This is a genomic window from Arthrobacter sp. USHLN218, assembly GCF_037144715.1.
Classification (GTDB): domain Bacteria; phylum Actinomycetota; class Actinomycetes; order Actinomycetales; family Micrococcaceae; genus Crystallibacter.
On the sequence record NZ_JBBCYT010000002.1, the window covers coordinates 300,730 to 326,158 of the forward strand.

The following is a 25,429-nucleotide window of genomic DNA, read 5'->3' on the forward strand; positions in this document are numbered from 1 at the left end:
GATCTACACTGGAGCATGGCAGCCATGCCTCCGGGAACGGAGCATCCGCAGCGGCGGCAGGGTCCGGAACGCCGGGACGGGGCCGGACGCCTGAGGGTCTCCTGCATCGTGGCCGGAGGAGGGCCGGCCGGAATGATGCTGGGCCTGCTGCTGGCCCGCGCGGGCCTGGAAGTCGCCGTGCTGGAGAAGCATGCGGACTTCCTCCGGGATTTCCGCGGGGACACCGTCCATGCCTCCACCATCCGGCTGCTGGACGAACTCGGCCTGGGCGATGACTTCCGCCGGCTGCCGCAGAGCCGTCTCGACAATTTCCAGCTGCCCCTGCCGGCCGGCGGCAGGCTTCCGGTGGGCGACTTCGGGCGGCTGCGGGCCCCCTACAACTATGTCGCGATGCTGCCGCAGTGGGACTTCCTGAATTTCCTGGCCGAGGCTGCCGCCCGCGAACCGACGTTCCGGTTGTTGATGAACTCGGAAGTCACCGGGCTGGTCTCTGAGGATGGCCGGGTGGCCGGCGTGCGTTACCGCAACCGGGATACCGGCAGCGGCCGGTCCCGGCTGGCCGAGGCGGCGGCGCCCGAGGAGGAACTGCGCGCGGAGCTGGTGGTTGCGTGCGACGGCAGGGATTCGAGCCTGCGGCGGCTCGCCGGGCTCACTCCGCGGGAGTTTGCCGTCCCCTTCGACGTCTGGTGGTTCCGGCTTCCCCGGTTCCACCATGAGCTCGGGGGGATAGCCAGCATCGTGCCGTCCTTCGGGCCGAACGAAGCGATGGTGGCACTCTTTCGCCAGGACTTCTTCCAGATCGGATACTTGACGCACAAGGGCGAGGACGCCCGGATCCGGGCCGAGGGCGTGGAGCGTTTCCGCGAGCGGGTGCGCAACCTGCGGCCGGACTTCGCGGATCGGCTGGGAGCGATCGAATCCCTGGACGACGTGCACATGCTCGACGTACGGCTGAACCGGCTGAGCCGCTGGTACCGCGAGGGCCTGCTCTGCATCGGCGATGCCGCCCACGCCATGTCGCCGGCGGGCGGAGTCGGTATCAATTTGGCGATCCAGGACGCCGTCGCGGCCGCCCGCCTCCTGGCCGCGCCGCTGCGTCGCGGCCAGGTCGGAAGCCGGGAGCTCGCCAGGGTCCAGCGCCGGCGGCAGCTGCCCACCGTGCTGGTCCAGGAGGCACAGCGCCGGCTGCACAAGATCCTCTTTTCGGCCAAGCGCGGTGACAGCCCGGCCGGGGTGCCGCGGCTGCTGGTCTTCGCCGCCCGGCACCTGCCGCCGCTGCGCGCGGTTCCGGCGCGCATGATCGCCTTCGGCCCCCTGCCGGAGCACGCGCCGCCGTTTGCCCGGCGCTGAGGGGCCTACTTGGCGGTGCCGAGGAACTCCTGCAGACGGCCGACGCCGGTGGCCAGGTCCTCGTCGCCGAGGGCGTAGGACAGGCGGACATACCCGGAGGGACCGAAGGCCTCGCCCGGCACCACCGCCACCTCGACCTTGTCCAGGATGAGCGACGCCAGCTCGGCCGATGTCGCCGGACGCACGCCGCCGATCTCCTTGCCCAGGAGCCCGCGGACGTCCGCGTAGGCGTAGAACGCGCCCTTGGGCGTCGGGCACTCCACACCCTCGATCTCGTTGAGTGCCGTGACCATCGCCTTGCGCCGGCGGTCGAAGGCGACCTTCATCTCGTCGACGGCGGTCAGCGGCCCGGAAACCGCAGCCAGGGCCGCCATCTGCGACACGTTGGCGACGTTGGAGGTGGCGTGGGACTGCATGTTCGTCGCCGCCTTGATGACGTCCTTGGGCCCGATCATCCATCCGACACGCCAGCCGGTCATCGCGTAGGTCTTGGCCACGCCGTTGAGGATGACCACCTTGTCGCCCAGCTCCGGGGCGGCCGTAGCGATGGAGGTGAAGGGCATGCCGTCGTAGGTCAGGTGCTCGTAGATCTCGTCCGTGATGACCCAGAGATCCTTGGACGCGGCCCACTTTCCGATCTCGGCGACCTGTTCCGGCGAGTACACGGCGCCGGTGGGGTTCGACGGCGAGACGAACAGCAGGATCTTGGTCCGCTCGGTCAGGGCCGCTTCCAGCTGGTCCACGGTGACGAGGTACCCCTGTTCCGGGCCGGCAAAGACCTCGACGGGGACGCCGCCGGCAAGCCGGATGGCCTCCGGATACGTGGTCCAGTAGGGGGTCGGGACGAGGACCTCATCGCCCGGATCAAGGAGGGTGGCGAAGGATTCGTAGACGGCCTGCTTGCCGCCGTTGGTCACGAGCACCTGGGCGGGTTCCACCTCGTACCCGGAATCACGCTTGGTCTTCTCCGCGACGGCCTGCTTCAGCTCGGGGAGCCCTCCGGCGGGGGAGTAGCGATGGAACTTCGGCTGGCGGGCAGCAGCGATCGCTGCTTCCACGATGTAGTCCGGAGTAGGGAAGTCGGGCTCGCCGGCGCCGAACCCGATGACCGGGCGGCCGGCTGCCTTCAACGCTTTGGCCTTGGCGTCGACAGCCAGGGTGGCGGATTCGGCAATGGCGGCGATGCGCTGTGAGATGCGCGCGGTGGCAGGCATGGATTTCCCGTCTGATTAAGCGTCAAAACTGTTCCCGGCCAGTCTAAAGCTTTGCCGCCGCGCCTGTCCCGCGTGACCGGAAGCGGCAGGAAGCGGCATGTGCGCGGCAGGCGCGGCCGAGGAAGCCGGTTCGGTGCTGGGCCGGAAATGTTGCATAATGGAGAGTCCCCCTTTGAAGGGAGGACGAGGTCGGTTCGACGAAAGGGATTCCCTGACGTACACTTGATCTCCGGTGTTGAAGAACGCCATGATGTGCCGTGCCTGTGAAGGTTGCGGCGCTCGTGGATCAACCCAAAGGGTAGTGGCGCAATTGGTAGCGCAGCGGTCTCCAAAACCGCAGGTTGCAGGTTCGAGTCCTGTCTGCCCTGCGCATTACCGTCTCGGCGGGAAGCAGCAGTTCAAGCAAGTCATGGCGTGACGCCAGCGGTGCTGCCGGTCGCGGACCGGCTCACCGGCTACCGGACTAGATGAGTGAGGCACAGGTTGACCGAAACGGCTGCCGGAAGCTCGAGACGCCCGTCGGGCAAGAGCCCCGAAAAGCGTGGATTCTTCGGCAAGATCATCCTCTTCATCCGCCAGGTCATCGCGGAATTGAAGAAGGTCGTTACGCCGACCCGCAAGGAACTGCTCAACTACACGCTCGTGGTGATTGGCTTCGTCATCATCATGATGCTGATCGTGACAGTCTTGGATCTCGTCTTCGGTCAGGGCGCAATGTTCATCTTCGGTGGCGGAGCGCCGGAACAGTAGCGTCCTTGCTCAGGATTCTGCCGTTCGTACCGGAAACGGCGGGCAACGCGCGGGCCTGGCAGGCAGGCAGAGCGAACCAACCAGAGCTGAAGAAGAAAGCAGGAAGCTAAGTGTCCGAGCAGGAACTCGAGTCGCAGAACACCGAGGAAACCGCTGATCTGGAGACACCGGATCAGGCCACCGTGACCGGCGCCGATGAGGCGCCGGCTTTCGACGTTGCCGAGGACCTTGCCGACGCCGACGCCGATGAAGCCAGCGAGGGCGAGGAGCCTGACGCTGAGGATGAGTCCGGCGATGACGCCGAGGCCGCCGCAGAAGAAACCGGCGAGGGTGAGGAGCCTGCCGCCGAAGAAACCGAGCCGGAGGAAGATCCGGTCGAAGCCTTCCGTACCAAGCTCCGCCGGCAGCCGGGCGACTGGTACGTCATCCACTCTTACGCCGGCTACGAAAACCGTGTGAAGGTCAACCTGGAGACCCGTATCCAGACCCTGAACATGGAGGACTACATCTTTGAGATCCAGGTCCCCATGGAAGAGGTCGTGGAGATCAAAAACACCACGCGGAAGATCGTCAACCGCGTGCGCATCCCCGGCTATGTCCTCGTCCGCATGGACCTGACGGACGCCTCCTGGGGCGCCGTCCGCCACACCCCCGGTGTGACCGGATTCGTCGGCAACGCCCACAACCCGGTGCCGCTGAGCCTGAACGAAGTGTTCTCCATGCTCGAGCACACCGTGACCGCGGCCAAGCCGGAAGCCGGTAAGCCGGCGAAGGCAGCCCAGGCCGCTGCGCCGATCGCTGTGGACTTCGAGGTCGGCGAGTCGGTCACCGTCAACGACGGCCCGTTCGAGACCCTCCCGGCCACGATCTCCGAGATCAAGCCGGAGTCCCAGCAGCTGGTGGTGCTGGTGACCATCTTCGAGCGCGAAACCCCGGTGACGCTCTCGTTCAACCAGGTCACCAAGATCCACTAATCTTAAAAACTTCGCGCAGGCCGGCCCGCTTTACCCGTCCTGCGCGGCCGGCCACCTCGCCAGGGTGGCCAACCACCGCCGGCACGCTCCTGTGCCTCCGGTACGCAAAGAAGAGAAGGACCCGATATGGCCCCCAAGAAAAAGGTCACCGGCCTCATCAAGCTGCAGATCCAGGCAGGCGCCGCCAACCCGGCCCCGCCGATCGGTCCTGCACTTGGCCAGCACGGTGTGAACATCATGGAATTCTGCAAGGCGTACAACGCCGCCACGGAATCCCAGCGCGGCAACGTGATCCCGGTTGAGATCACGGTCTACGAAGACCGCTCTTTCACCTTCATCACCAAGACCCCGCCGGCCGCCGAGCTGATCAAGAAGGCTGCAGGCGTGCAGAAGGGCTCGGCCACTCCGCACACCGTCAAGGTCGCGAAGCTGACCCAGGCCCAGGTCGAGGAAATCGCTTCCTCGAAGATGGAAGACCTGAACGCCAACGATATCCAGGCCGCGGCCAAGATCATCGCCGGCACCGCCCGCTCGATGGGCATCACCGTAGAGGGCTAAGTCCCCAGCGGTAACAAGACAATACAAAGAACGACGGCGGAACCTTCCGCATGACCCGCGGGTCGCCGTCGTTGTGGCAGGGCCGGGCGCGGTCCGCAGACCACAACTGCATAAGGAGAAAAAGCAGATGGCAAAGCGCAGCAAAGCATATGAGGCAGCTGTAGCCAAGATCGAGGCGGGCAAGCAGTACGCCCCGCTCGAGGCGATCACCCTGGCGAAGGAATCCAACCCTTCCAAGTTCGATGCCACCGTTGAGGTCGCATTCCGCCTGAGCGTTGACCCGCGCAAGGCCGACCAGATGGTCCGCGGCACGGTCAACCTCCCGCACGGCACCGGCAAGACCGCCCGCGTGCTGGTCTTCGCTACCGGCGACAAGGCTGAAGCAGCCATCGCCGCGGGCGCCGACTTCGTGGGTTCGGATGACCTGATCGAGCGGATCCAGGGCGGCTGGACCGACTTCGACGCCGCGGTCGCGACCCCGGAACTGATGGGCAAGGTCGGCCGGCTGGGCAAGGTCCTCGGTCCGCGTAACCTGATGCCGAACCCGAAGACCGGAACGGTTACCCCGGACGTGGCGAAGGCTGTCAACGACATCAAGGGCGGCAAGATCGACTTCCGCGTCGACAAGCACGCCAACCTCCACTTCATCATCGGCAAGGTGTCCTTCGACGCCCAGAAGCTGGCCGAGAACTACGCCGCCGCGCTGGAAGAGGTGCTGCGTCTGAAGCCGTCCGCTTCCAAGGGCCGCTACATCTCGAAGGCCACGGTGTCCACCACCTTCGGCCCCGGCATCTCCGTCGACCCGAACGTGACCAAGGTCGTCACCGCGGCGTAACGCACTACTGCCGCACAAAGGCACCCGCAGCCATATCGGCTGCGGGTGCTTTTTGCATGTGCGGTGCGGAACTTGCATGCAGGTCCGGCACCGCCGGATGCGCGAGGGCACGGGCTCGCTGGCCGCGCGCGGCTTTCAGGCGGCCCCGGGCTGGTCCACCGCCGAGGTTCCCGGAATCCTGCCGCGGGGGAGGAATACAGAGACAATGAGTCCGATGATCCCGGCGACCGCCAGCGCGGCCATGGCGGCGGCGTACCCGCCGTGGCTGAGGCCCGCAACGAGGATGGTTCCGGCGATCGCGGTGCCGAGCGAAGAGCCGAGGTTCGACACGCTGCGGGACAGGCCCGATATTTCGCCCTGCTGGTCTTCGCTGAAACTGGACTGGACGATGTTCACCGAAGGGGTCAGCATGACCCCGATGCCGAACCCGATCAGGAAGAGGCCCGGCGCGAGAGCCCAGGGGGTCGACGAGTTGCCCACCATGGCGAGCAGGAGCGCGATGCCGCCGGCCGTGAAGGCGAAGCCCAGGATGATCAGGGTCCGCTGCGCCCGCCGCTTCGCGAAGCGCTCGGCTCCGAAGGAGGACAGCAGCAGTCCTGCCGTGGCCGCCGTGAAGATCACGCCGGTCTCGATGGCGTTGTAGCCGCGCACCACCTGCAGGTAGGCGGCGACCGTGAACGACGTCCCCATCAGCACCAGCCATTGGATGTTCTGCGTCACGAGGCCAAGGTTGGACGTGCGGTTGCGGAACAGGCTCGTCGAGAGCAGCGGCTCCTTCCCGGCACGTTCCTTGGCGCGGATCGAGAGGAAGAACCACAGCAGCACGAGAGCGCCGGCGACGAGCAGGGAAATCATCAGCCAAGTGCTGTTGTCCGCGGCCAGGATGCCCATGACGACCAGAATGAGGCCGACAGCCGACAGGACGGCGCCGCCGGTATCGAAGACGCTCGACGGGTCCGGCGGCAGGGGATCCTTGATATGGCGGCTGAGCAGGATAATCAGCACGATGATCAGCGCCTGGAAGACGAACGCGGCCCGCCAGCTGATCGCGGAGGTGATCAGGCCGCCGATCAGGGGCCCCGCAGCCGCGCCGACACCTCCCATCGCGCTGATCGCCCCGAAGGCGCGTGCCCGCGAGGTGAGTTCGGTGAACAGCAACGTGGTGAGGATGTACACCGGCGGGATCAGCAGTGCGGTTCCGATGCCCTCGAGGATCGAGTTTCCGATGATGAGGACACCCAGATTTGGAGAGACTGCGCTGATCAGGGCGCCGACCCCGTAGACGGCGAGTCCGACGATCAGGCACCGCTTCCGTCCGTAACGGTCGGTCAACTTCCCGCCGGGGATCATCAGCGCGGCCATGACGAGCAGGAAGATCGTGATCGCCGTCTGGATGCCCTGCACCGTGGTGTTGAGGTCCTCGCTCATGTCGTTGATCATGACGTTCATGTTCGAGCCGGCGAAGCTGCAGATGAACTGGGCGAGGGCAAGCGGAACAAGCACCCTGCGCAGGGCGCTCGACGGGCGTTGCGAAACACTGCTTCCGCTCATGCGGCTCCCGCCTTCCGCGGAACTGGACCGTCGCCCACTGGGCGCTGCACCTTGAGTGTGGCCGCAGCCACGGGCGGGTGGCATCACCCGCTGCGGATGATTCGCCGCTACCGGCGCGGCCGGATACTGAGGGTGCGATTCCTGCCTTCCGATGGCAGGCGCCGACTTTCAGCGAAAGGATCCCGATGTCTGGCTACCCGCTCATCTCAGACCACGGCCTCATCGGAGACCTCCAGACCGCGGCACTCGTGGCCACGGACGGTTCCATCGACTGGTTCTGTGCGCCGCGGTTCGACTCGCCGAGCATCTTCGGGGCCCTGCTCGATCACGAGCGTGGCGGCCATCTCAGGACGCGACCGACGGCGGAGGTTTTCGCGAGCAAGCAACTGTACTTTCCCGATACGGCGATCCTCGTCACGCGGTTCATGAGCGAGGCAGGCGTGGGCGAACTGATCGACTTCATGCCCGTGACCGGCGCTGTGGCGTCGGACAGGCACCGGCTGGTCCGGATGATCCGCTGCGTCCGGGGCGAGATGAGCTTCGCCTTCGACATCGCGCCCCGTTTCGACTACGCACGCGAGGCGCATAAGACGCACCTGACCGCTGACGGCGCCGTTTTCGAGGGTCCTCGGACGGCAATGACCATGCACGTCGTCCGCGAGCCGGACGACGAGCGACTCGCCAAAGGAGGTGCGGACGAGAATGGTGACGTGCACGCGGAGCTCAGTCTCAGGGCCGGGCAGACCCGCGGCCTGATCCTCGAGACCGGCACGGCAGGTCCGATCCGGCAGGTACGGGTGGCCGAGGTGCAGCAGCTGTTCGATGAGACCGTAGCCTTCTGGAAGCACTGGGTTGGGCTGTCGACGTACTCGGGCCGCTGGCGCGAGACAATCAACCGCTCCGCGATCACGCTCAAACTGATGACCTACGCGCCGAGCGGCGGCCTGGTGGCGGCCCCCACGGCGGGGCTTCCCGAGCAGGTCGGCGGGGAACGCAACTGGGACTACCGCTATACCTGGGTGCGCGATGCTTCCTTCTCGGTCTACTCCCTGCTCGGCCTCGGATACACGGAGGAAGCCGCAGCACTGGGCCGCTGGCTGAAGGACCGGGTCGAGGAGCAGGAAGCCGGCAGCGGCAGCGGCCCGCTGGACATCATGTACCGGGTCGACGGCTCCAGCGACCTCGTAGAGGAGGTCATCGAGCACTGGGAGGGCTACCGGGGGTCGAGCCCGGTCCGCATCGGCAACGGAGCGGCCGGACAACTGCAGCTCGACATTTACGGCGAAGCGCTCGACAGCATCTACTTCGCCGACCAGCACGGCCTCGTCATGGGACATCAGGGATGGCAGAAGGTGCGCTCCCTCCTGGACTGGGTGTGTGCGAAATGGGACCAGCCCGAGGAGGGCATTTGGGAGACCAGGGGAGGCCGGCATGACTTCACCTACGGCCGGCTGATGAACTGGGTGGCGTTGGACCGGGGCATCCGCCTGGCCACAAGCCACGGACGTCCCGCCCCTCTGGACCGCTGGCGTGCCGAACGGGACGCAATCTACGACCAGATCATGGAACGGGGATGGAGCCCGACCCGCAAAGCCTTCCGGCAGCACTATGAAACCGATGTCCTGGATGCTTCGCTGCTGCGGATGAGTTCGGTCGGGTTCATCACCCCGACCGACCCGATGTGGCTCTCGACATTGCAGGCGATGGACGGCGAGCTGGTGAGCGACAGCCTGGTCTACCGGTACGATCCCGAAGCCTCCCCCGACGGCCTCCGCGGTTCCGAGGGCACGTTCTCCCTGTGTACGTTTGCCTACGTCGACTCCCTGGCCAGGGCCGGCCAGCTCGACAAGGCGCGCGTCACCTTCGAAAAGATGCTGACGTACGCCAACCACCTGGGGCTGTATTCGGAGGAGATCGCTCTCACCGGCGAGCAGATCGGCAATTTTCCGCAAGCCTTCACCCATCTCTCCCTCATTGACGCTGCGATCACGCTCAACCGCCAGCTCGATGCGAGGCCCTCCGCCGCGGCCAGGCCGGCCCCGCCCGTACCTGCCCCGCAGGCAGCTGCCCAAGAGGCGCAGGCCGCCGAAAACACCTGACCGGCACCAACGGCGTTGTCCTAGGCCGTCGCCGGGAAGAGCGCTGCAGGGACGTCGGTACCCTGCAGCGCTGCAGTCCTGCTCTGCACAATTGGCCATTGTCGGCACCCTTAAGGGCTTCCTAGTCTGGGGTGGCGACAATGGCGTTGAGCGGAGGACTTGGAATGTTTGTTAAACCTTTGATCCGAATCCTGGCGGCGGGGGCTGCAGCGGTTGGCCTGGCCGCTGTTTTGGCTGTAGGAACTCCACCGGCCGGGGCTTCCGCAGGTTCGCTGGCCTGTCCTCCGGGCTTTGAGTCGTTGCCAGGCTGCAGCGCCGGGACCGGCGGCGCGGGTGTTGCATCCCCGGGGGCCTGGGCAACGGAATCGATTGCGGGGATGAGCGTCAAACTCTACGTTCCGGCAACCGCCCCGGCCGTGGCGGGAAAACGGGCGCTGATGGTCAGCCTGCACGGCTGCGTCCAGACCGCCTCGACCCTGGCCAGCGCGGGCAACTGGCAGGCCGTAGCGGATGCCTACGGCATGGTGGTTGCGGCGCCGGATGCACCCAACGGCGGCGTGCTGCTCGGCTGCTGGGACTACTACGATGCCAACCACAGCCGGAGCAATCCGTCGCGGCACGATGACAATCTCCTGCAGCTGGCGCAAAGCCTGCTGGCGCGTGAGGACCTGAACCTGGACAAGGACCAGCTCTACATCTCCGGTCTCTCGTCCGGCGGCGGGGAAACTATGGTCATGGGCTGCCTGGCACCGGATGTTTTCGCCGGAGTGGGGATCAACGCCGGTCCCACCGTCGGCACCACCTCGGGACAGATCGGCTCCGTCGCCGTCTCCAAGGCCGCAGGAGTCCAGACCTGCCGCAACTTTGCCGGCAGCACCGGGTCTGCCTTCCAGACCCAGGTGGCCAGCGTCATCTACGGCAGCAACGACACCACCGTGGCTCCGGGCTATAACGTGCTCAATGCCGGCATCATGGCCGAGATCTACGGCGCGGGGACCACCAGCCCATTCAGCCTCTCCGGGCTGGCCGGCAACAACACCGCAGGCACCGGGACGCTCTACTCGGACGCCGAGGGGCCGCGGGTCTCGCTGATCCAGAACACCGGCATGGGGCACAACTGGCCCGCGGGCGGCGGGCCCGGCGGCAGCTATGTCACCACGAACAGCATCAACTACCCGGCCTACATCACGGACTTCTTTTTCGAGAACAACCGCCGGGTGGCGGGCGCTGAGCCGGTCGAGGACACCGAAGACCCGACAGTGCAGCTGCTCAGCCCGCAGGAGGGCGCCGAGGTGTCCGGAACGGTGCGGCTCGAAGCGGACGCGGCGGATGACAGCGGAGTGGACCGGGTCGAATTCCGTGCGGGCGGCCGGCTGCTCGGCACAGATTCGGCGGCGCCATACAGCTGGAGCTGGGACACCAGCGGGCAGGCCAACGGGACGGCCGCCGTTACTGCCACGGCCGTGGACCGGGCCGGCAAGAGTGCCGTCGCAGCGGCCAACGTCATCGTCAGCAATGACCAGGACGCCCTCTACTGCGGCAGTGCCTCCAACGCCGAACACAAGGCCAAGGGCCGGGCGGTCAGCTACGGCACGAACCCCTACAACCCCTACTACGCGGCCGGCTCCCAGGGCTACATGGGCCAAGGGGACAGCACGGTGACCACGCTGAGGGAGACGGCCGCCGGATACTTCATTGTTGCCTCCGGCTGCGCGGGGTAGTCTGCATCGATGACGCAGAGCTCCATCAGCATCGCCGCGCTGGCGGTTCCGGACTCGCTGGAATCCGCCGGCGCGGCGGCCTTCGTTGCCTCCGCGCAGCTGGCCAACCTGGTCAATGGCCTGGCGTGGGGCAACAACGACTTCTGGGCCAGCCCCGCCACGCGTCTGGAGTCCTCGCGGCCGAGCGGCTACGCCGTGTCGCGCCTCTGGGCGGCGCAGGTCGGCGGCAGGCATGTCGGGCGTGCACTGCTGGAGTTCCCGCTGGCGGACAACCTGGAGAACGCCTTCGTCCACGTGATGGTCCATCCGGAGTACCGGTGCCGCGGCATCGGCACCAGGCTGCTCCGGATGGCCGAGCAGGAGGCCGCGGCCGCCGGGCGGAAGGTGCTGATGAGCTGGGCCAAGCAAGCAGGACTGCCGGCGGAGGCCTCCGCGACGGCCGTGCTGCCCCGCTCGGGCCCGGATGCGCTGCGGGCCGAGTCGGCATCGGTCCGCTTCGCCCTGGCCTCCGGCTTCGTGCTGGAACAGGTCGAGCGGATTTCCGCCTTGGCGTTGCCGCCCGATGCCGAGCGGACCGAAGCGCTGCTGGCCGCCGCGCAGGAACGGGCCGGTTTGGACTACGGCCTCGTCATGTGGGAGGACAGCTGCCCGCTTGAATTCGTCGGCCAATACGCCCTGCTGCGCCAGCGGATGAGTACCGACATCCCGCAGGGCCGGCTGGAATACGGGGAAGAGCGCTGGGACGCCGACCGGGTGCGCCACTATGAAGCGGAAGCGCGGGCCAAGGGAGCCCGCACGCTCGTGGCCGCGGCGCTGCACCGCCCGACCGGCGAGCTCGCGGGCCACACCTTGCTGGAGTACTACCCGGAGCAACCCGAGGTGGTCTTCCAGGACGACACGCTGGTCCTCGGCGCCCACCGCGGCCACCGCCTGGGCATGCTGGTGAAGGCTGCCAACCTGCGGCGGGCCGCCGCCATCTGGCCGGAGGCCCGCCGGCTGCTGACCTGGAACGCCTCCGAGAACGGGCACATGCTGGCCATCAACCTGGAGCTTGGCTTCGTGCCGGTGGGTCACGAGGCCGCCTGGCAGAAGAGGCTGGCGGGACCCGCTGCCTGAGCGCCCCAACCGTTATCCGGCCGCTCTTTAGCGGGAGCCGATCCGGGCGTAACGTGGATTCAGCGGTACCTTCCACGTTGGGGAGCGGGGCATGACCGGAAGGGAAATCCCAACAAGCCTAAGAGCGCAAGCAGAACCGTCGTTCTCGCGGCGCCAGTTCACGGCGGCGGCGGCCGTGGCAGTGCTCGGCGCCGCAGGACTCCTCGGCGGGCGGCTCTCCCGGGCCGTCACGGAGGCCGGACCGGAAGGCCCGCTCCAGCTGAGCCTCGCGGCCGCCGTCATCAACCGTGTCTACCGGATCACCTCGCGTGAAGCGCCGCGCGTCACGGACATGCCCAAGCACGAGTTCCGCGGCTTCTGGCTCTCCACCGTCGTGAACATCGACTGGCCGTCGCGTGCCGGCCTGGCCGCCGCGGTGCAGCAAACCGAACTCCGAGGCTGGCTGGACCTAGCCCGCAGACTGAACCTCAACGCCGTGATGCTGCAGGTCCGCCCGTCCGGGGACGTCTTCTGGCCCTCGACCGCCGGCGAGCCCTGGTCCCGCTACCTGACCGGAACGCAGGGCCGGAACCCGGGCTACGATCCGCTCGCCTACGCCATCAGCCAGGCCCACGCCCGCGACCTGCACCTGCACGCGTGGTTCAATCCGTTCCGGGCCTCCATGACCGCCAGCCTGGCAGACCTCGTCGCCTCCCACCCCGCGCGGAAGAACCCCAGCTGGACCTTCGCGTATGGCGGCCGGCGCTATTACAACCCGGGACTTCCCGCGGTGCGCAGCTTCATCATCAAGGTCATCGCGGAGGTCGTGTCCAAGTACGACGTCGACGGCATCCACCTGGACGATTACTTCTATCCGTATCCGGTCGCCGGGCAGACCATTGCGGACAGCGCCGCCTACAACGCCTACAAGCTCCCAGGGGAGAGCCTCGCGGACTTCCGCCGCCGCAGCGTCAACCTCTTCGTCCGGGACCTGAGCACGCGTATCTTTGCCGCGAAGCCGCGGATGCTCTTCGGCATCAGCCCCTTCGGCATCTGGCGGAACAGCTCCACCGACAGCCGCGGCTCGGCCACGTCCGGCTTCCAGAGCTACGACGGGATCTTCGCCGATTCGCGGAACTGGGTGAAGCAGGGCTGGCTCGACTACGTCGTTCCCCAGCTCTACTGGCACCAGGGAAATCCGGCGGCGGACTACAACACGCTGGTCCAGTGGTGGTCGGCGCAGGTCGCGGGCACCAACTGCAAGCTCTACATCGGCGAGGCCGCCTACAAGGTCGGCGACCCGGCCCAGGGCGCGGACTGGCAGGATGCCCGGGAGCTCTACAACCACAGCGCCAAGTGCCGGGCGACGGCGAGGGTGGCCGGACAGGTCTACTTTTCCGCCAAGTCCGTGCGCGCCGACGCGCTGGGCTGCATGACATTGGTCAAGAACAAGTTCTACCGGCGGGTCGCGATGACCCCGGTCATGTCGCACCTCGGTGCCCAGCGCCCCTACGCACCCGTGATCAGCAGCGCGAAGTGGAATGGATCCGGCGTCGAACTGGTCTGGCGCGGAGCCACCAGTGGAACGCTGCCGCGGCATTACGCCGTCTACCGCTGGGAGGCTGGCGCCAATTCCAGCGCCTACATCCCCTCCCAGGCCGGCGCCCTGCGCCAGGTCCACCGGAGGCGCGGCAACCCGGAGAAATTCGTGGACACGGGGGTGGCGCGCGGACACACCTACTGGTACGTCGTCGTCGCCCTCAGCGACCTGATGGTGGAGTCCGCAGCTGCATCGGCGGTTTTCATCCGCGCCTGACGGGTCAATGGTGAGGCTCCCGCCGGCTAATTGCGGAGATCCCATACCAATTTCTCTAGTCATCCGCCAGTTCGTTTCGTAGGGTGAGGCCATGGCAGCCGGACCCATCAAACCCGGAACCGACGGCAGCGCCTCGGACGCGATGCTGGCTCTTGGACGGTTCTTCACCCGCTGGGACGAGAGCGACGACGGACGCGCGGTCTACCGGGAGGGCGGGCGGAGGGGGGATGTCTTCTACCGCGACCGCTGGAGCCACGACAAGGTCGTCCGGTCCACCCACGGAGTGAACTGCACCGGGTCTTGCTCGTGGAAGGTGTACGTCAAGGACGGCATCATCACGTGGGAATCGCAGCAGACCGATTATCCCTCCGTCGGCAACGACCGCCCGGAGTACGAGCCGCGCGGCTGTCCCCGCGGCGCCGCCTTCTCCTGGTACACCTATTCGCCCACGCGCGTGCGCTACCCGTATGCCCGCGGCGTGCTGCTGGAGCTGTACCGCGAGGCCAAGTCCCGGCTGAAGGACCCTGTGCTGGCGTGGGCGGACGTCGTGGGCGACCCGGTGCGCCGGAAGAAGTACCAGCAGGCCCGCGGCAAGGGCGGCCTGGTCCGGGTGAGCTGGCAGGAAGCCATCGAGATGGCCGCCGCGGCCCACGTCCACACCATCAGGACCTATGGTCCCGACCGCTGCACCGGTTTCTCGCCGATCCCCGCGATGTCCATGGTTTCGCACTGCGTCGGCACGCGGTTCATCCAGCTCATCGGCGGCGTGATGACCAGCTTCTACGACTGGTACGCGGACCTGCCGGTGGCCAGCCCGCAGGTCTTCGGCGACCAGACGGATGTCCCCGAGTCGGGGGACTGGTGGGACTCGACCTACCTGATGATGTGGGGCTCCAACGTCCCGGTCACCCGGACCCCGGACGCGCACTGGATGGCCGAGGTCCGCTACCGGGGCACCAAGGTGGTCACGGTCAGCCCGGACTACGCGGACAACACCAAGTTCGCGGATGACTGGCTCCCGGCGCAGGCCGGCACGGATGCGGCGCTCGCGATGGCGATGGGGCACGTGGTACTCAAGGAATTCTTCGTTGAGCGCCAGGTGCCCTTCTTCTCGGAGTACGTCAGGCAGTACACCGACCTGCCGTTCCTGGTCACCCTCACGCCGGCGCCGGACGGCTCCTCCCTGGTCCCGGGCAAGTTCCTGACCTCGGCGGACCTGCCGGACCTGGACGGCGGCGAGGACGCCGAGTGGAAGACCGTGCTGCTGGACGAGGTGACGGACCGGCCGGTGGTCCCCAACGGGTCCATGGGTTTCCGCTACAGCGAGTCCGGCCGGGGCAAGTGGAACCTGGAACTCGGCGACGTCAAACCCCGGCTGAGCCTCTACGAGGCCGGCGGCGAGACCTCGGAGATCAAGCTGCCGTGCTTCGAAGCGCCGGACGGGTCCGGCTCCGTGCTGCGCCGAGGCGTGCCCGTGCGCCGCGTCGGCGGCAAGCTCGTGACCACGGTCTTCGACCTGATGCTCGCCCAGTACGGCGTCCGTCGCGCCGGGCTGCCGGGGGAGTGGGCGGAGGACTACGACGACGGTGCCACGCCTTACACTCCGGCGTGGCAGGAGGCGATCACTTCCGTCCCCGCGAGGAAGTGCATCAGGATCGCGCGCGAGTTCGCACGGAACGCGGAGCAGTCCGGCGGCCGCTCGATGATCATCATGGGCGCCGGAATCTGCCAGTGGTTCCACGGTGACGCGACCTACCGCTCCATCCTGTCGCTGCTGCTGCTGACCGGATCCATGGGACGCAACGGCGGCGGCTGGGCGCACTACGTCGGGCAGGAAAAAACGCGTCCGATCACCGGTTGGGTGTCGCTGGCGAACGCCCTGGACTGGTCGCGTCCGCCGAGGACCATGACGGGCACGTCGTACTGGTACATGCACACCGGGCAGTGGCGCAACGACGGCTACTCGGCCGACTCGCTCAATTCGCCGCTGGCGGAGGGGCACCTCAAGGGCAAGCACACGGCTGACGCCATCGCCCAGTCCGCACGGCTGGGCTGGATGCCCTTCTATCCCCAGTTCGACCGGAACCCGCTGGACCTTGCGGCCGAGGCCGAGCGGGCCGTGGATGCCGGGCTGGCAGGCAGCGCCGCGGGCTATGTGGCCGACAGGCTCCGGGACCGCACCCTGAATCCCGCGATCGAGGACGTGGACGCACCGCAGAACTGGCCGCGGACGCTGGTGCTCTGGCGGTCCAACCTGATGGGGTCGTCCGCCAAGGGTAACGAGTACTTCCTGAAGAACCTGCTGGGCACGCACCACAACGTGATGGGGAACGAGGCCGAGGCATCGATGGCCCGGCCCCGGGAGGTCGCGTGGCATGAGGAGACGCCGGAAGGCAAGCTGGACCTGCTGATGTCGGCCGACTTCAGGATGACGTCGACGACGCTGCTCTCCGACATCGTCTTCCCTGCGGCCACCTGGTACGAGAAGCACGACCTGTCCTCCACGGACATGCATCCGTTCGTGCACGCCTTCACTCCCGCCATCGACCCGCCCTGGGAGACCAAGTCGGACTTCGAGATGTTCCACGAGCTGGCGGCGGAATTCTCCCGGCAGGCCGCCACCCACCTCGGCGTCCGCAAGGACCTGGTCAGCGTGCCGCTGCAGCATGACACCGCCGGCCAGATCGCCCAGCCCGGTGGCGTGGTCCGGGACTGGCGGGACGGAACCACCCCGGCCGTGCCGGGCAAGACCATGCCGGTGTTCACCGTCGTCGAACGCGACTACACGGCGATCGCGGACAAGCTGTCCGCCATCGGGCCTCTGGCGGACAGGCTCGGCTTCACCGTCAAGAACATCAACTACAAGCTGGACCACGCCCTCGGCTGGCTGGCCAGGAAGAACGGCGTGATGCTCGGCGGCGCGGCGGACGGGCGGCCGGCGATCGAGACGGACGCCAAACTCGCCGAAGCCATCCTGACCTTCTCCGGAACCACCAACGGCGAGCTGGCCGTCCACGGCTTCCGGGAACTCGAGAAGCAGACCGGCCGCGAGCTGGTGGACCTCGCGCTGGGCTCTGAAGAGAAGCACATCACCTTCGCGGACACCCAGTCCGCGCCGGTGCCCGTCATTACCTCCCCGGAATGGTCGGGCTCCGAAACCGGCGGCCGGCGCTACGCACCCTTCACCACGAACATCGAGCGGCTCAAGCCGTTCCACACGCTCACCGGCCGGATGCACTTCTTCCTGGACCACGACTGGCTGCGCGATATGGGCGAGGCCCTGCCGATCTACCGGCCCCCGCTGGACATGCACCGCCTCTTCGGCGAACCGCGGCTCGGCGCCGACGGATCCCGCGAGGTCACGGTCCGGTACCTCACGCCGCACAACAAGTGGTCGATCCACTCCGAGTACCAGGACAACCTGTTCATGCTCTCGCTGTCCCGCGGCGGTCCGACCTGCTGGATCAGCACCGAGGACGCCACATCCATCGGCGTGTCGGACAACGACTGGGTCGAGTGCGTCAACGCCAACGGCGTCTACGTCTGCCGCGCAATCGTCAGCCACCGCATGCCCGAGGGCGTCGTGTTCGTCCACCATGCCCAGGAACGGACCATCGACGTACCCAAATCCGAGGCCACGGGCCGGCGCGGCGGCATCCACAACTCCAACACCCGCCTGCTGGTCAAACCCACGCACCTGATCGGCGGCTATGCGCAGCTGGCGTACGCGTTCAACTACCTGGGTCCCACCGGAAACCAGCGGGACATGGTCACGACAATCCGCAGGCGCTCGCAGGAGGTCACGTACTGATGAAGGTCATGGCTCAGGTCGGCATGGTGATGAACCTCGACAAGTGCATCGGGTGCCATACCTGTTCGGTCACCTGCAAGCAGGCGTGGACCAACCGGGCCGGCACGGAATACGTCTGGTTCAACAACGTCGAGACGCGGCCGGGCCAGGGGTATCCGCGCCGCTACGAGGACCAGGACAGGTGGCGCGGCGGGTGGGAGCTGAACCGCCGCGGGCGGCTCAAGCTCAGGGGCGGAGGCCGGCTGAAGAAGCTCCTCGGCATTTTCGCCAGCCCGGTCCAGCCGGAGCTGGAGGACTACTACGAGCCCTGGACCTACGACTACGAAACGCTGACGGACGCCCCGCTGGGGGACGACTTTCCCGTTGCTAGGCCCAAGTCCCTGATCACCGGCAAGGACACGAAGGTCGAGTGGTCCGCCAACTGGGACGACAATCTGGGCGGCGCCGCGGAAATGGGACATCTGGATCCCGTCGTCGAAAGGATCCGCAAGGAGTCCGAAGACAGGATCAGGTTCGAGTTCGAGCAGACGTTCATGTTCTACCTGCCCCGGATCTGCGAGCACTGCCTGAATCCGTCGTGCATGGCCTCCTGCCCCTCGGGAGCGATCTACAAACGGACGGAAGACGGCATCGTCCTGGTGGACCAGGACCGCTGCCGCGGCTGGCGGCAGTGCGTGACCGGGTGTCCCTACAAGAAGATCTACTTCAACCACAAGACCGGCAAGGCCGAAAAATGCACGTTCTGCTACCCGCGCATCGAGGTAGGCATCCCGACCGTCTGCTCGGAGACCTGCGTGGGCCGGCTGCGCTACATCGGCATCTTCCTCTACGATGCGGACCGGGTCACCGCGGCCGCGTCGATCGAGGACGAGAAGCTGCTGTACCAGGCCCAGCTGGACCTCATGTTGGATCCCAATGATCCCGAGGTAGTCGCCGCGGCCCGCGGGGAAGGCATCCCGGAAGACTGGCTTGACGCCGCCCGGCGCTCACCGGTCTACAACATGGCCAAGGTCTACAAGGTGGCGCTGCCCCTGCATCCGGAATACCGGACGATGCCGATGGTCTGGTACGTGCCGCCGCTGTCCCCGGTGGTCGACCTGCTGAGCGAACAGGGCCACGATGCCGAGGACGCGGGAAACCTGTTCGGGGCGATCGAGTCGCTCCGCATTCCGGTCGAGTACCTCGCCGAGCTCTTCACCGCCGGCGATACCGGCATCGTGACCGGTGTGCTCCGCAAGCTCGCCGCCATGCGTTCCTTCATGCGCGGGATCAGCCTGGGTAATGACCCGGACGACTCCATCCCGGAAGCGGTCGGAATGGAGTCCGAGGCCATGTACGAGATGTACCGTCTGATGGCGATCGCCAAGTACAACGAACGCTACGTGATCCCGAAGGCGCACGTAGAGCAGGCCCACAACCTCGAGGAGATGGGCTGCTCACTGGATTTCGATGAGGGACCGGGCATGTATCCATCCGAGCCGTTCGGAGAAGCCAGCGGCAGGCCAACGCCCGTGGCCGTGGAGAACTTCTACGCCCTGAAGCAGCGGCAGACTTCGGGCGGGCAGGCCGAACCCGGAGAACTGCGCGGGCGGGTCAACCTGCTGAACTGGGACGGCCGCGGCGTTCCGCGCGGGCTGTTCCCGGAGTCGCAGGACATCCCGCAGATGGCGCCCGACTCCCCGGCCCACGGGGGCGGAACGGCGGGCCCGGGCCCGGACTACGGGGAACCGGGGCCCGAGGGGCCGGGCGGAAACCCGCCGGAGGGCCGGCAGGGCCGGGAACCGTGATGATGCGGCAGCAGCGGGTGCTCTACCAGGCGGCCTCCTGGTGCCTGGGCTATCCGGACGAGGAACTGCTGGGCCGCGTTCCCCTTATCCGGGCGGCGTTGGCGGAGTTCGGCGGGCTCGGCGGAGCCTTCGCGGCGGTGCTGGACCGGCTGGCCTCCAGGCCCCTCGCCGAAGTCCAGGCCGGCTACGTCCAGGAGTTCGACCTCAGCAGGCGGCATGCCCTGCACCTGTCCTACTGGACCGACGGCGACACCCGCCGCCGCGGCGAAGTCCTGGCCCGCTTCAAGCGCGTCTACCGGGACAGCGGGATGCTGGTCAACACCCGCGGCGAGCTGCCCGACTACCTGCCCATGGTCTTGGAATTCGCCGCCACGGTGGACCTCGAGGCCGGGCGGGAGCTGCTGATCCAGTACCGCGCGAGCCTGGAAATGCTCCGCCTCGCCCTGGTCGATGACGGCCTGGCGCACGCGAGCATCCTGCAGGCCATCTGCGGCACGCTGCCAGGGGCCTCGCCGGCGGACCGGCAGGAAGTGATGAAGATGGCCGGCCTGGGCCCGCCGGCCGAAAGCGTAGGCCTGGAGCCCTATGATCCCCGATTGCTTCCGATGCAGGGAAGGCACTGATGGACATTCTGCTCTGGGGCGTCCTGCCCTATGTCATGGTCGCGATCCTGGTCGGCGGCAGCATCTGGCGCTACAAGTACGACCAGTTCGGCTGGACCACCCGCTCCTCGCAGCTGTACGAGTCCAAGCTGCTGCGGATCGGCTCGCCGGTCTTCCACTTCGGCCTCCTGGCCGTGATCGCCGGCCACTTCTTCGGCCTCGTCATCCCGAAATCCTGGACCGAAGCCATCGGCATGAGCCAGGACTTCTACCACTTCAACGCGCTGTTCGTCGGCGGCATTGCCGGGGTCTGCACGCTCGGGGGCATCATCATCCTGGTCTACCGCAGGCGCCGGACCGGGCCGGTCTTCATGGCGACGACGAAGAACGACAAGCTGATGTACATCGTCCTGGTCGCGGCCATCGTCTTCGGCCTCTGGACCACGCTGGCCAGCGTCTTCCTGGGCGGCCACGGGCACAACTACCGCGAGACCGTGGCGCCGTGGTTCCGGTCCCTCTTCATCTTCCAGCCGGACATCGCCGCCATGGCCGGCGCACCGCTGTCCTTCCACGTGCACACGCTGATCGGCATGCTGCTGTTCATGATCTGGCCGTTCACCCGGCTGGTGCATGCCTTCACGGCCCCGCTGCATTACCTGTTCCGGCCGTACATCATCTACCGCAGCAGGGACGTGCGCCGCGCCCCCGGGAGCCGGGAGCAGCATCCCGGCTGGCAGCCTGTCGGGACGCGGGACCGGCAACGGAAGTAGGGAGACGCCGCGATGGAACTTCGCACCCCCGGGCAGGCCAGGAACCTGGCGCTGGCCACGACCGCCTCCGTCACGGCGTTCTGGGCCTGGACCATCATTGCGCCGCTGAGCGCCCGCTATACCGACATGCTGGACCTGAACCCGACGCAGACGTCCGTGCTCGTGGCCATGCCGGTATTCGTGGGCTCGCTCGGCCGCATCGTCGCGGGTGCCCTGACCGACCGGTTCGGCGGACGGAAGATGTTCACCGCCGTGCTATTGGCCGCGGCGCCCGCGGTCCTGCTGGTGGCCATGGCGGGCATGATGGAGTCCTACGTGCTCTTGGTCGCCTGCGCCTTCCTGCTGGGCGTGGCCGGAACCGTCTTCGCCGTCGGCATTCCCTTCGTGACCCCTTGGTACCACCCGTCCAGGCGGGGCTTCGCAACCGGCGTGTTCGGCGCGGGCATGGGCGGCACCGCGCTCTCTGCCTTCATGACGCCGCGGCTCGTCGGCTGGATCGGCTACCTGCCCACGCACCTGCTGGTAGCGGCGCTGTTGGTGGCCGTCGCCGGCCTCGTCTGGTTCCAGATGCGCGAGGCCCCGGACTGGCAGCCCAACCGGAACCCGGTGGTCCCCAAGCTCGTGGCGGCGGCCAAGCTCCGGGTGACCTGGGAGATGTGCTTCCTCTACGCCATCGTCTTCGGCGGCTTCGTCTCCTTCAGTAACTACCTCCCGACCTACCTGCGCGACATCTACGCGATGGATCCCACCGGGGCCGGCACCCGAACCGCGGGTTTCGCCCTCGCCGCGGTCATCGCCCGGCCCGTCGGCGGCATCATCGCGGACAAGGTCGGGTCCAAGCCCGTCGTCCTGTTCTCGCTCGCCGCGGTCGCCGTCCTGGCCTTCGTGGTCAACCTCCGGCCCGACGGCGAGATCCCCGCCGGCCTGACCTTCCTCGCGATGGCCGGCGCCCTCGGCCTCGGCACCGGCGGTGTCTTCGCCTGGGTGGGCACGAGTTCGCCGCCGGAGCGGGTCGGAGCGGTCACCGGCATCGTCAGTGCGGCCGGGGGACTGGGCGGCTATTTCCCTCCGCTGATCATGGGCGCCACCTACAATGCCGAGGAGAACAGCTATGCCATCGGCCTGCTGCTGCTCGTCGGCACGGCGATGGCCGCTTTTGCCTACACGCTGATCTTCCTGAAGGGCGAGCGGCGCAAGGTGCCGGTATCCCGCTGATGCCCCGCCCGGAGCAGTACCCCGGCGGCGGGCAGGCGTCCCGCCCGAGGAGGCGGACGACGTCGTCAATTTGGTGACCGGGGGACGCGTCCCGTAAGCTTGAGGCACCAAAGACCGCCGGTCGTTTATTTCCCCTGGAAATGAACCGAAAGTCCCATGCATTGGGACGGCCTGCGCAGGTGAACGAAGCAATCCTCCATGTCGGCCGCAGGGCCGAATGTCGAGGCGAAGCCCCGTGCATCTGCCCGGGGCGTTTTTTATGCGTGCGGCCCGATCCACCGGCACTATTCCCCGGAAGGAGGGTTATGGCAACGCCAAACAAGGTGGAAGCAGTTGCGGAAATCACCACTGATTTCAAGGAATCCAACGCTGCAGTCCTAACCGAATACCGCGGGCTTACTGTTGCACAGCTCAAGGAGCTGCGTGTTTCTCTCGGCCAGGACACCAAGTTCTCCGTCGTCAAGAACACCCTGACTGGCATTGCAGCCAAGGAAGCCGGCATCGACGCGTTCGAAGGCCAGCTTGCCGGACCTACTGCTATCGCCTTCATCAAGGGTGACGCTGTTGCAGCCGCCAAGTCCCTGACGGATTTCGCAAAGTCCAACCCGCAGCTCGTCATCAAGACCGGATTCTTCGAGGGCAAGTCCCTGGACGCTTCCGCTGTTGCAGCGCTGGCCGCTCTCGAGTCCCGTGAGTTCCAGCTGGCCCGCGTGGCCGGTGTGCTCAAGGCCCCGATGTCCGCACTGGCTCGCACCGTCGACGCTCTGCGCATCAAGCTGGAGGAGAACGGGGGCGCGGCAGCAGCCGAGGCTCCCGCCGAAGAAGCTCCCGCTGCAGAGGCAACCGAGGCTCCGGCCGAGGCTGCCGCAGAAGAGAACTGATTCTCTTCCCAACCACAACTCTTGGTGCCAGGCCGAAGCGCTGAACACCACTTACAGGAAGGACGCCTACCATGGCGAAGCTCACCAACGAAGAGCTCATCGAAGCTTTCAAGGAACTGTCCATCATCGAGCTGTCCGATTTCGTCAAGCTCTTCGAAGAGACCTTTGACGTTACCGCTGCTGCCGTTGCCGTTGCCGGCCCGGCCGCCGGTGGCGCCGCTGAGGCCGCTGAAGAGAAGACCGAATTCGACGTCGTTCTGGAAGCTGCCGGCGACAAGAAGATCGCAGTGATCAAGGAAGTTCGTGCCCTGACTTCCCTGGGTCTGAAGGAAGCCAAGGACCTCGTCGACAGCGCTCCGAAGGCTGTCCTCGAAGGCGCAACCAAGGAAGCTGCCGACAAGGCCAAGGAAGCCCTCGAGGCTGCCGGTGCCACCGTCACCGTCAAGTAAGCTTCTTAGCTTCACTTAGAAGAGCCCCGCACTGCTGTGCGGGGCTCTTCTGCTGTTTCCGGGCCGGCCGGCCTGCTCCGCGGGTCAGGCCGGCTCGCTGATATCCGCGGTGGTGGCGCCGAGGGCCTCGATCAGCGCGTCGGCCTGGAGGAAGGCCGAGTGGCCGTGGTCCCCGGCGCCCATCGAGATGCGCCGGCCCGTGATCGCCGCGTCGGCGAATACCGGCCAGGCCGTCGTGCTGCCCAGCGGCGTGATGGTCCCGCGCGGGTAGCCGGTGGCTGCGAAGGCAACGTCCGCCGGCGGGAGCGAGAGCTTGTTCACGCCCAGCAGAGCCCGCAGCTTGGGCCAGGAGATCTGCCGGTCGCCCGGGACCAGGGCAAACAGGAACGAACCGTCCTTGTGCTTGACGACCAGCGACTTGACGATGTCCGCGGGCCGGATGCCGAGCAGTTCCGCCGCCTCCGGCAGGCTGCGCGCCGGCGGACGCGGTACCACCTCGACGTCGAGCCCGCGTTCCTTCGCGTCCGCCAGGAACCGGTCCATCCCGGTCTCTTCGGGCATGTGCCGCTCCTAGTCGCGGTACAGCAGCAGGGCCTCGCCCTGGCCGCCGCCGCCGCACAGGGACACGGCGGCCCTGCCCGTACCGCGCCGCTGCAGTTCGAGCGCGGCGTGCAGCGCGAGCCGTGCGCCCGAGGCTCCGATCGGATGGCCCAGCGCGATGGCGCCGCCGTGCAGGTTGCACTTCTCCGCGGGGTAGTCCAGGTCCTTCAGCGACTGCACGGCCACGGAGCCGAACGCCTCGTTGATCTCGATGAAGTCCAGGTCCGCGGTGGTCCAGCCGGCCCGCTTCAGGGCCTGGGAGATTGCATTGGAAGGCTGCGAGTGCAGCGACGTGTCCGGACCCGCCACCTGTCCGGGCTTGCCGACGACGGCCAGCCAGGGCAGTCCGTTGTCTTCTGCGTATCCGCGGGAGGTAACAACGACGGCGGCGGCGCCGTCGGAGAGCGGGGAGGAGTTGCCGGCGGTGATGGTTCCGTCCTTCGCGAAGGCCGGGCGCAGTGGGGCCAGGGTCTCCACCGTGGTCTGCGGCCGCACGCCCTCGTCCCGGGTGAGTACAAGGTCCTCGCCCTTGCGCTGCGGCACGGCGACCGGCACGATCTCGCCGTCGAAGATCCCGGCCTCGGCCGCGGCGGCGGCCCGCTGGTGCGAGGCGGCGGCGACTTCGTCCTGGGCTTGGCGTCCGATGCCGAGCTCCGCGTTCCGCCGCTCGGTGGAAGCGCCCATGGATTCGTGGTCGAAGGCATCGGTGAGGCCGTCGTGGGCCACGGAGTCGAGCAGGTTGACGCTTCCGTAGGTGAAGCCCTGGCGCGAGCCGGGAAGCACGTGCGGCCCGTTGGTCATCGATTCCTGGCCGCCCGCGACGATGACGCTGGCTTCGCCGCTGCGGATCAGCCGCGCGGCGTCGGTGATGGCGGCGAGCCCGGAGAGGCAGACCTTATTGATGGTTACCGTCGGCACGTTCCAGCCGATCCCGGCCGCAATGGCGCTCTGGCGCGCGGGATTCTGGCCGGCGCCCGCCTGGACGACCTGGCCCATGATGACCGCGTCCACCGCGTCCGGCGAAATCCCGGCGCGTTCCAAGGCGCCGGCAATCGCCTTGCCGCCGAGTTCGACGGCGCTGAAGGCGGCCAGTTGCCCCTTGAGACGGCCGAGGGGCGTGCGTGCGCCACCCAGGATGACGACGTCGTTGCGGTCCGTTTGGTTCTCTGACACTGCCGTTTGCTCGCTTTCGTCCTTGAAATTGCGGTTGCACAAAGGCTACAGTTAGCTGGCGCCGGAAATCGACGCGTTCCCATAGAATGGAACACGGCGGACCGAAGCGTTGTTCCAAGCTGATGCCGGGGGGAAGAGGCACGCTCGGACCGGCCCGATTGGTTCGAGGTTGGCGTCG

Annotated in this window: 20 protein-coding genes and 1 tRNA gene; 17 read left to right on the plus strand and 4 right to left on the minus strand. The window is 67.2% G+C overall.

From position 1 onward, the window contains the following. Positions 1-15 precede the first annotated feature (15 nt). Complete coding sequence (locus WFH44_RS05070) at positions 16-1,350, plus strand: FAD-dependent oxidoreductase (protein ID WP_336712262.1); 1,335 nt, start codon at positions 16-18, stop codon at positions 1,348-1,350. Between the two features lie 5 nt (positions 1,351-1,355). On the opposite strand, the gene WFH44_RS05075 is transcribed toward WFH44_RS05070, so the two are convergent. Beyond that, positions 1,356-2,564, minus strand: a complete 1,209-nt coding sequence (locus tag WFH44_RS05075; RefSeq protein ID WP_336712263.1) for a pyridoxal phosphate-dependent aminotransferase — start codon at positions 2,562-2,564, stop codon at positions 1,356-1,358. Between the two features lie 295 nt (positions 2,565-2,859). Between WFH44_RS05075 and WFH44_RS05080 the strand changes: the two genes are divergently transcribed. The 5 genes from WFH44_RS05080 to rplA all read left to right on the plus strand — a co-directional run bounded on the left by WFH44_RS05080 (position 2,860) and on the right by rplA (position 5,681). Further along, positions 2,860-2,932 (plus strand) — tRNA-Trp (locus WFH44_RS05080). Positions 2,933-3,047: 115 nt separating this feature from the next. After that, on the plus strand, positions 3,048-3,314 hold the full coding sequence (secE, locus tag WFH44_RS05085; protein WP_336712912.1) for a preprotein translocase subunit SecE: 267 nt from the start codon (positions 3,048-3,050) through the stop codon (positions 3,312-3,314). 110 nt (positions 3,315-3,424) lie between these two features. Beyond that, positions 3,425-4,288 carry a transcription termination/antitermination protein NusG gene (gene nusG / locus WFH44_RS05090; protein WP_336712264.1) on the plus strand — a complete coding sequence of 288 codons (864 nt, stop codon included), beginning with the start codon at positions 3,425-3,427 and terminating at the stop codon, positions 4,286-4,288. A gap of 126 nt (positions 4,289-4,414) precedes the next feature. Continuing rightward, positions 4,415-4,846 (plus strand): 50S ribosomal protein L11, encoded by a 432-nt coding sequence (gene rplK, locus WFH44_RS05095; RefSeq protein WP_264795631.1) that lies wholly within the window; start codon positions 4,415-4,417, stop codon positions 4,844-4,846. A 127-nt stretch (positions 4,847-4,973) separates the two neighbouring features. Beyond that, positions 4,974-5,681, plus strand: coding sequence for a 50S ribosomal protein L1 (rplA, locus tag WFH44_RS05100; RefSeq protein WP_336712265.1), 708 nt, complete (start codon positions 4,974-4,976; stop codon positions 5,679-5,681). A 135-nt stretch (positions 5,682-5,816) separates the two neighbouring features. Here the strand turns inward: rplA and WFH44_RS05105 are convergent, their stop codons facing one another. After that, positions 5,817-7,232 (minus strand): MFS transporter, encoded by a 1,416-nt coding sequence (locus WFH44_RS05105; protein WP_336712266.1) that lies wholly within the window; start codon positions 7,230-7,232, stop codon positions 5,817-5,819. Between the two features lie 185 nt (positions 7,233-7,417). Here WFH44_RS05105 and WFH44_RS05110 point away from each other — a divergent pair, with 185 nt between their 5' ends. The 11 genes from WFH44_RS05110 (at position 7,418) to rplL (ending at position 23,478) form a co-directional block, all read left to right on the plus strand. Further along, positions 7,418-9,331, plus strand: a complete 1,914-nt coding sequence (locus WFH44_RS05110) for a glycoside hydrolase family 15 protein (RefSeq protein ID WP_336712267.1) — start codon at positions 7,418-7,420, stop codon at positions 9,329-9,331. 377 nt (positions 9,332-9,708) lie between these two features. After that, positions 9,709-11,052, plus strand: a complete 1,344-nt coding sequence (locus WFH44_RS05115; RefSeq protein WP_336712268.1) for an extracellular catalytic domain type 1 short-chain-length polyhydroxyalkanoate depolymerase — start codon at positions 9,709-9,711, stop codon at positions 11,050-11,052. 9 nt (positions 11,053-11,061) lie between these two features. Continuing rightward, entirely contained in the window at positions 11,062-12,168 is a 1,107-nt protein-coding gene (locus tag WFH44_RS05120) for a GNAT family N-acetyltransferase (protein WP_336712269.1), read from the plus strand. A 91-nt stretch (positions 12,169-12,259) separates the two neighbouring features. Continuing rightward, complete coding sequence (locus WFH44_RS05125) at positions 12,260-13,963, plus strand: glycoside hydrolase family 10 protein (RefSeq protein WP_336712271.1); 1,704 nt, start codon at positions 12,260-12,262, stop codon at positions 13,961-13,963. A gap of 91 nt (positions 13,964-14,054) precedes the next feature. Continuing rightward, positions 14,055-17,774: a nitrate reductase subunit alpha gene (locus tag WFH44_RS05130; protein ID WP_336712272.1), complete on the plus strand. Its 3,720-nt coding sequence runs from the start codon at positions 14,055-14,057 to the stop codon at positions 17,772-17,774. Further along, positions 17,774-19,561, plus strand: a complete 1,788-nt coding sequence (gene narH / locus WFH44_RS05135) for a nitrate reductase subunit beta (protein ID WP_336712273.1) — start codon at positions 17,774-17,776, stop codon at positions 19,559-19,561. The genes WFH44_RS05130 and narH overlap by 1 nt, the downstream gene beginning before the upstream one ends. Further along, complete coding sequence (narJ, locus tag WFH44_RS05140) at positions 19,561-20,184, plus strand: nitrate reductase molybdenum cofactor assembly chaperone (protein WP_336712274.1); 624 nt, start codon at positions 19,561-19,563, stop codon at positions 20,182-20,184. Before narH ends, narJ begins: the two co-directional genes overlap by 1 nt. Beyond that, complete coding sequence (gene narI / locus WFH44_RS05145; protein ID WP_336712276.1) at positions 20,184-20,933, plus strand: respiratory nitrate reductase subunit gamma; 750 nt, start codon at positions 20,184-20,186, stop codon at positions 20,931-20,933. Before narJ ends, narI begins: the two co-directional genes overlap by 1 nt. Before the next feature lie 12 nt (positions 20,934-20,945). Next, complete coding sequence (locus tag WFH44_RS05150) at positions 20,946-22,148, plus strand: MFS transporter (protein ID WP_336712278.1); 1,203 nt, start codon at positions 20,946-20,948, stop codon at positions 22,146-22,148. A gap of 305 nt (positions 22,149-22,453) precedes the next feature. Then, positions 22,454-23,029, plus strand: coding sequence for a 50S ribosomal protein L10 (gene rplJ, locus WFH44_RS05155; RefSeq protein ID WP_262105827.1), 576 nt, complete (start codon positions 22,454-22,456; stop codon positions 23,027-23,029). A 71-nt stretch (positions 23,030-23,100) separates the two neighbouring features. Then, a complete protein-coding gene (rplL, locus tag WFH44_RS05160) occupies positions 23,101-23,478 on the plus strand; it encodes a 50S ribosomal protein L7/L12 (protein ID WP_262105826.1) in 378 nt (125 codons plus the stop codon). Between the two features lie 84 nt (positions 23,479-23,562). On the opposite strand, the gene WFH44_RS05165 is transcribed toward rplL, so the two are convergent. Both WFH44_RS05165 and WFH44_RS05170 read right to left on the minus strand, forming a co-directional pair. Beyond that, a complete protein-coding gene (locus tag WFH44_RS05165) occupies positions 23,563-24,039 on the minus strand; it encodes an aminoacyl-tRNA deacylase (RefSeq protein WP_336712280.1) in 477 nt (158 codons plus the stop codon). Between the two features lie 9 nt (positions 24,040-24,048). After that, positions 24,049-25,251, minus strand: a complete 1,203-nt coding sequence (locus tag WFH44_RS05170; protein WP_336712282.1) for an acetyl-CoA C-acetyltransferase — start codon at positions 25,249-25,251, stop codon at positions 24,049-24,051. Positions 25,252-25,429: the final 178 nt, after the last annotated feature.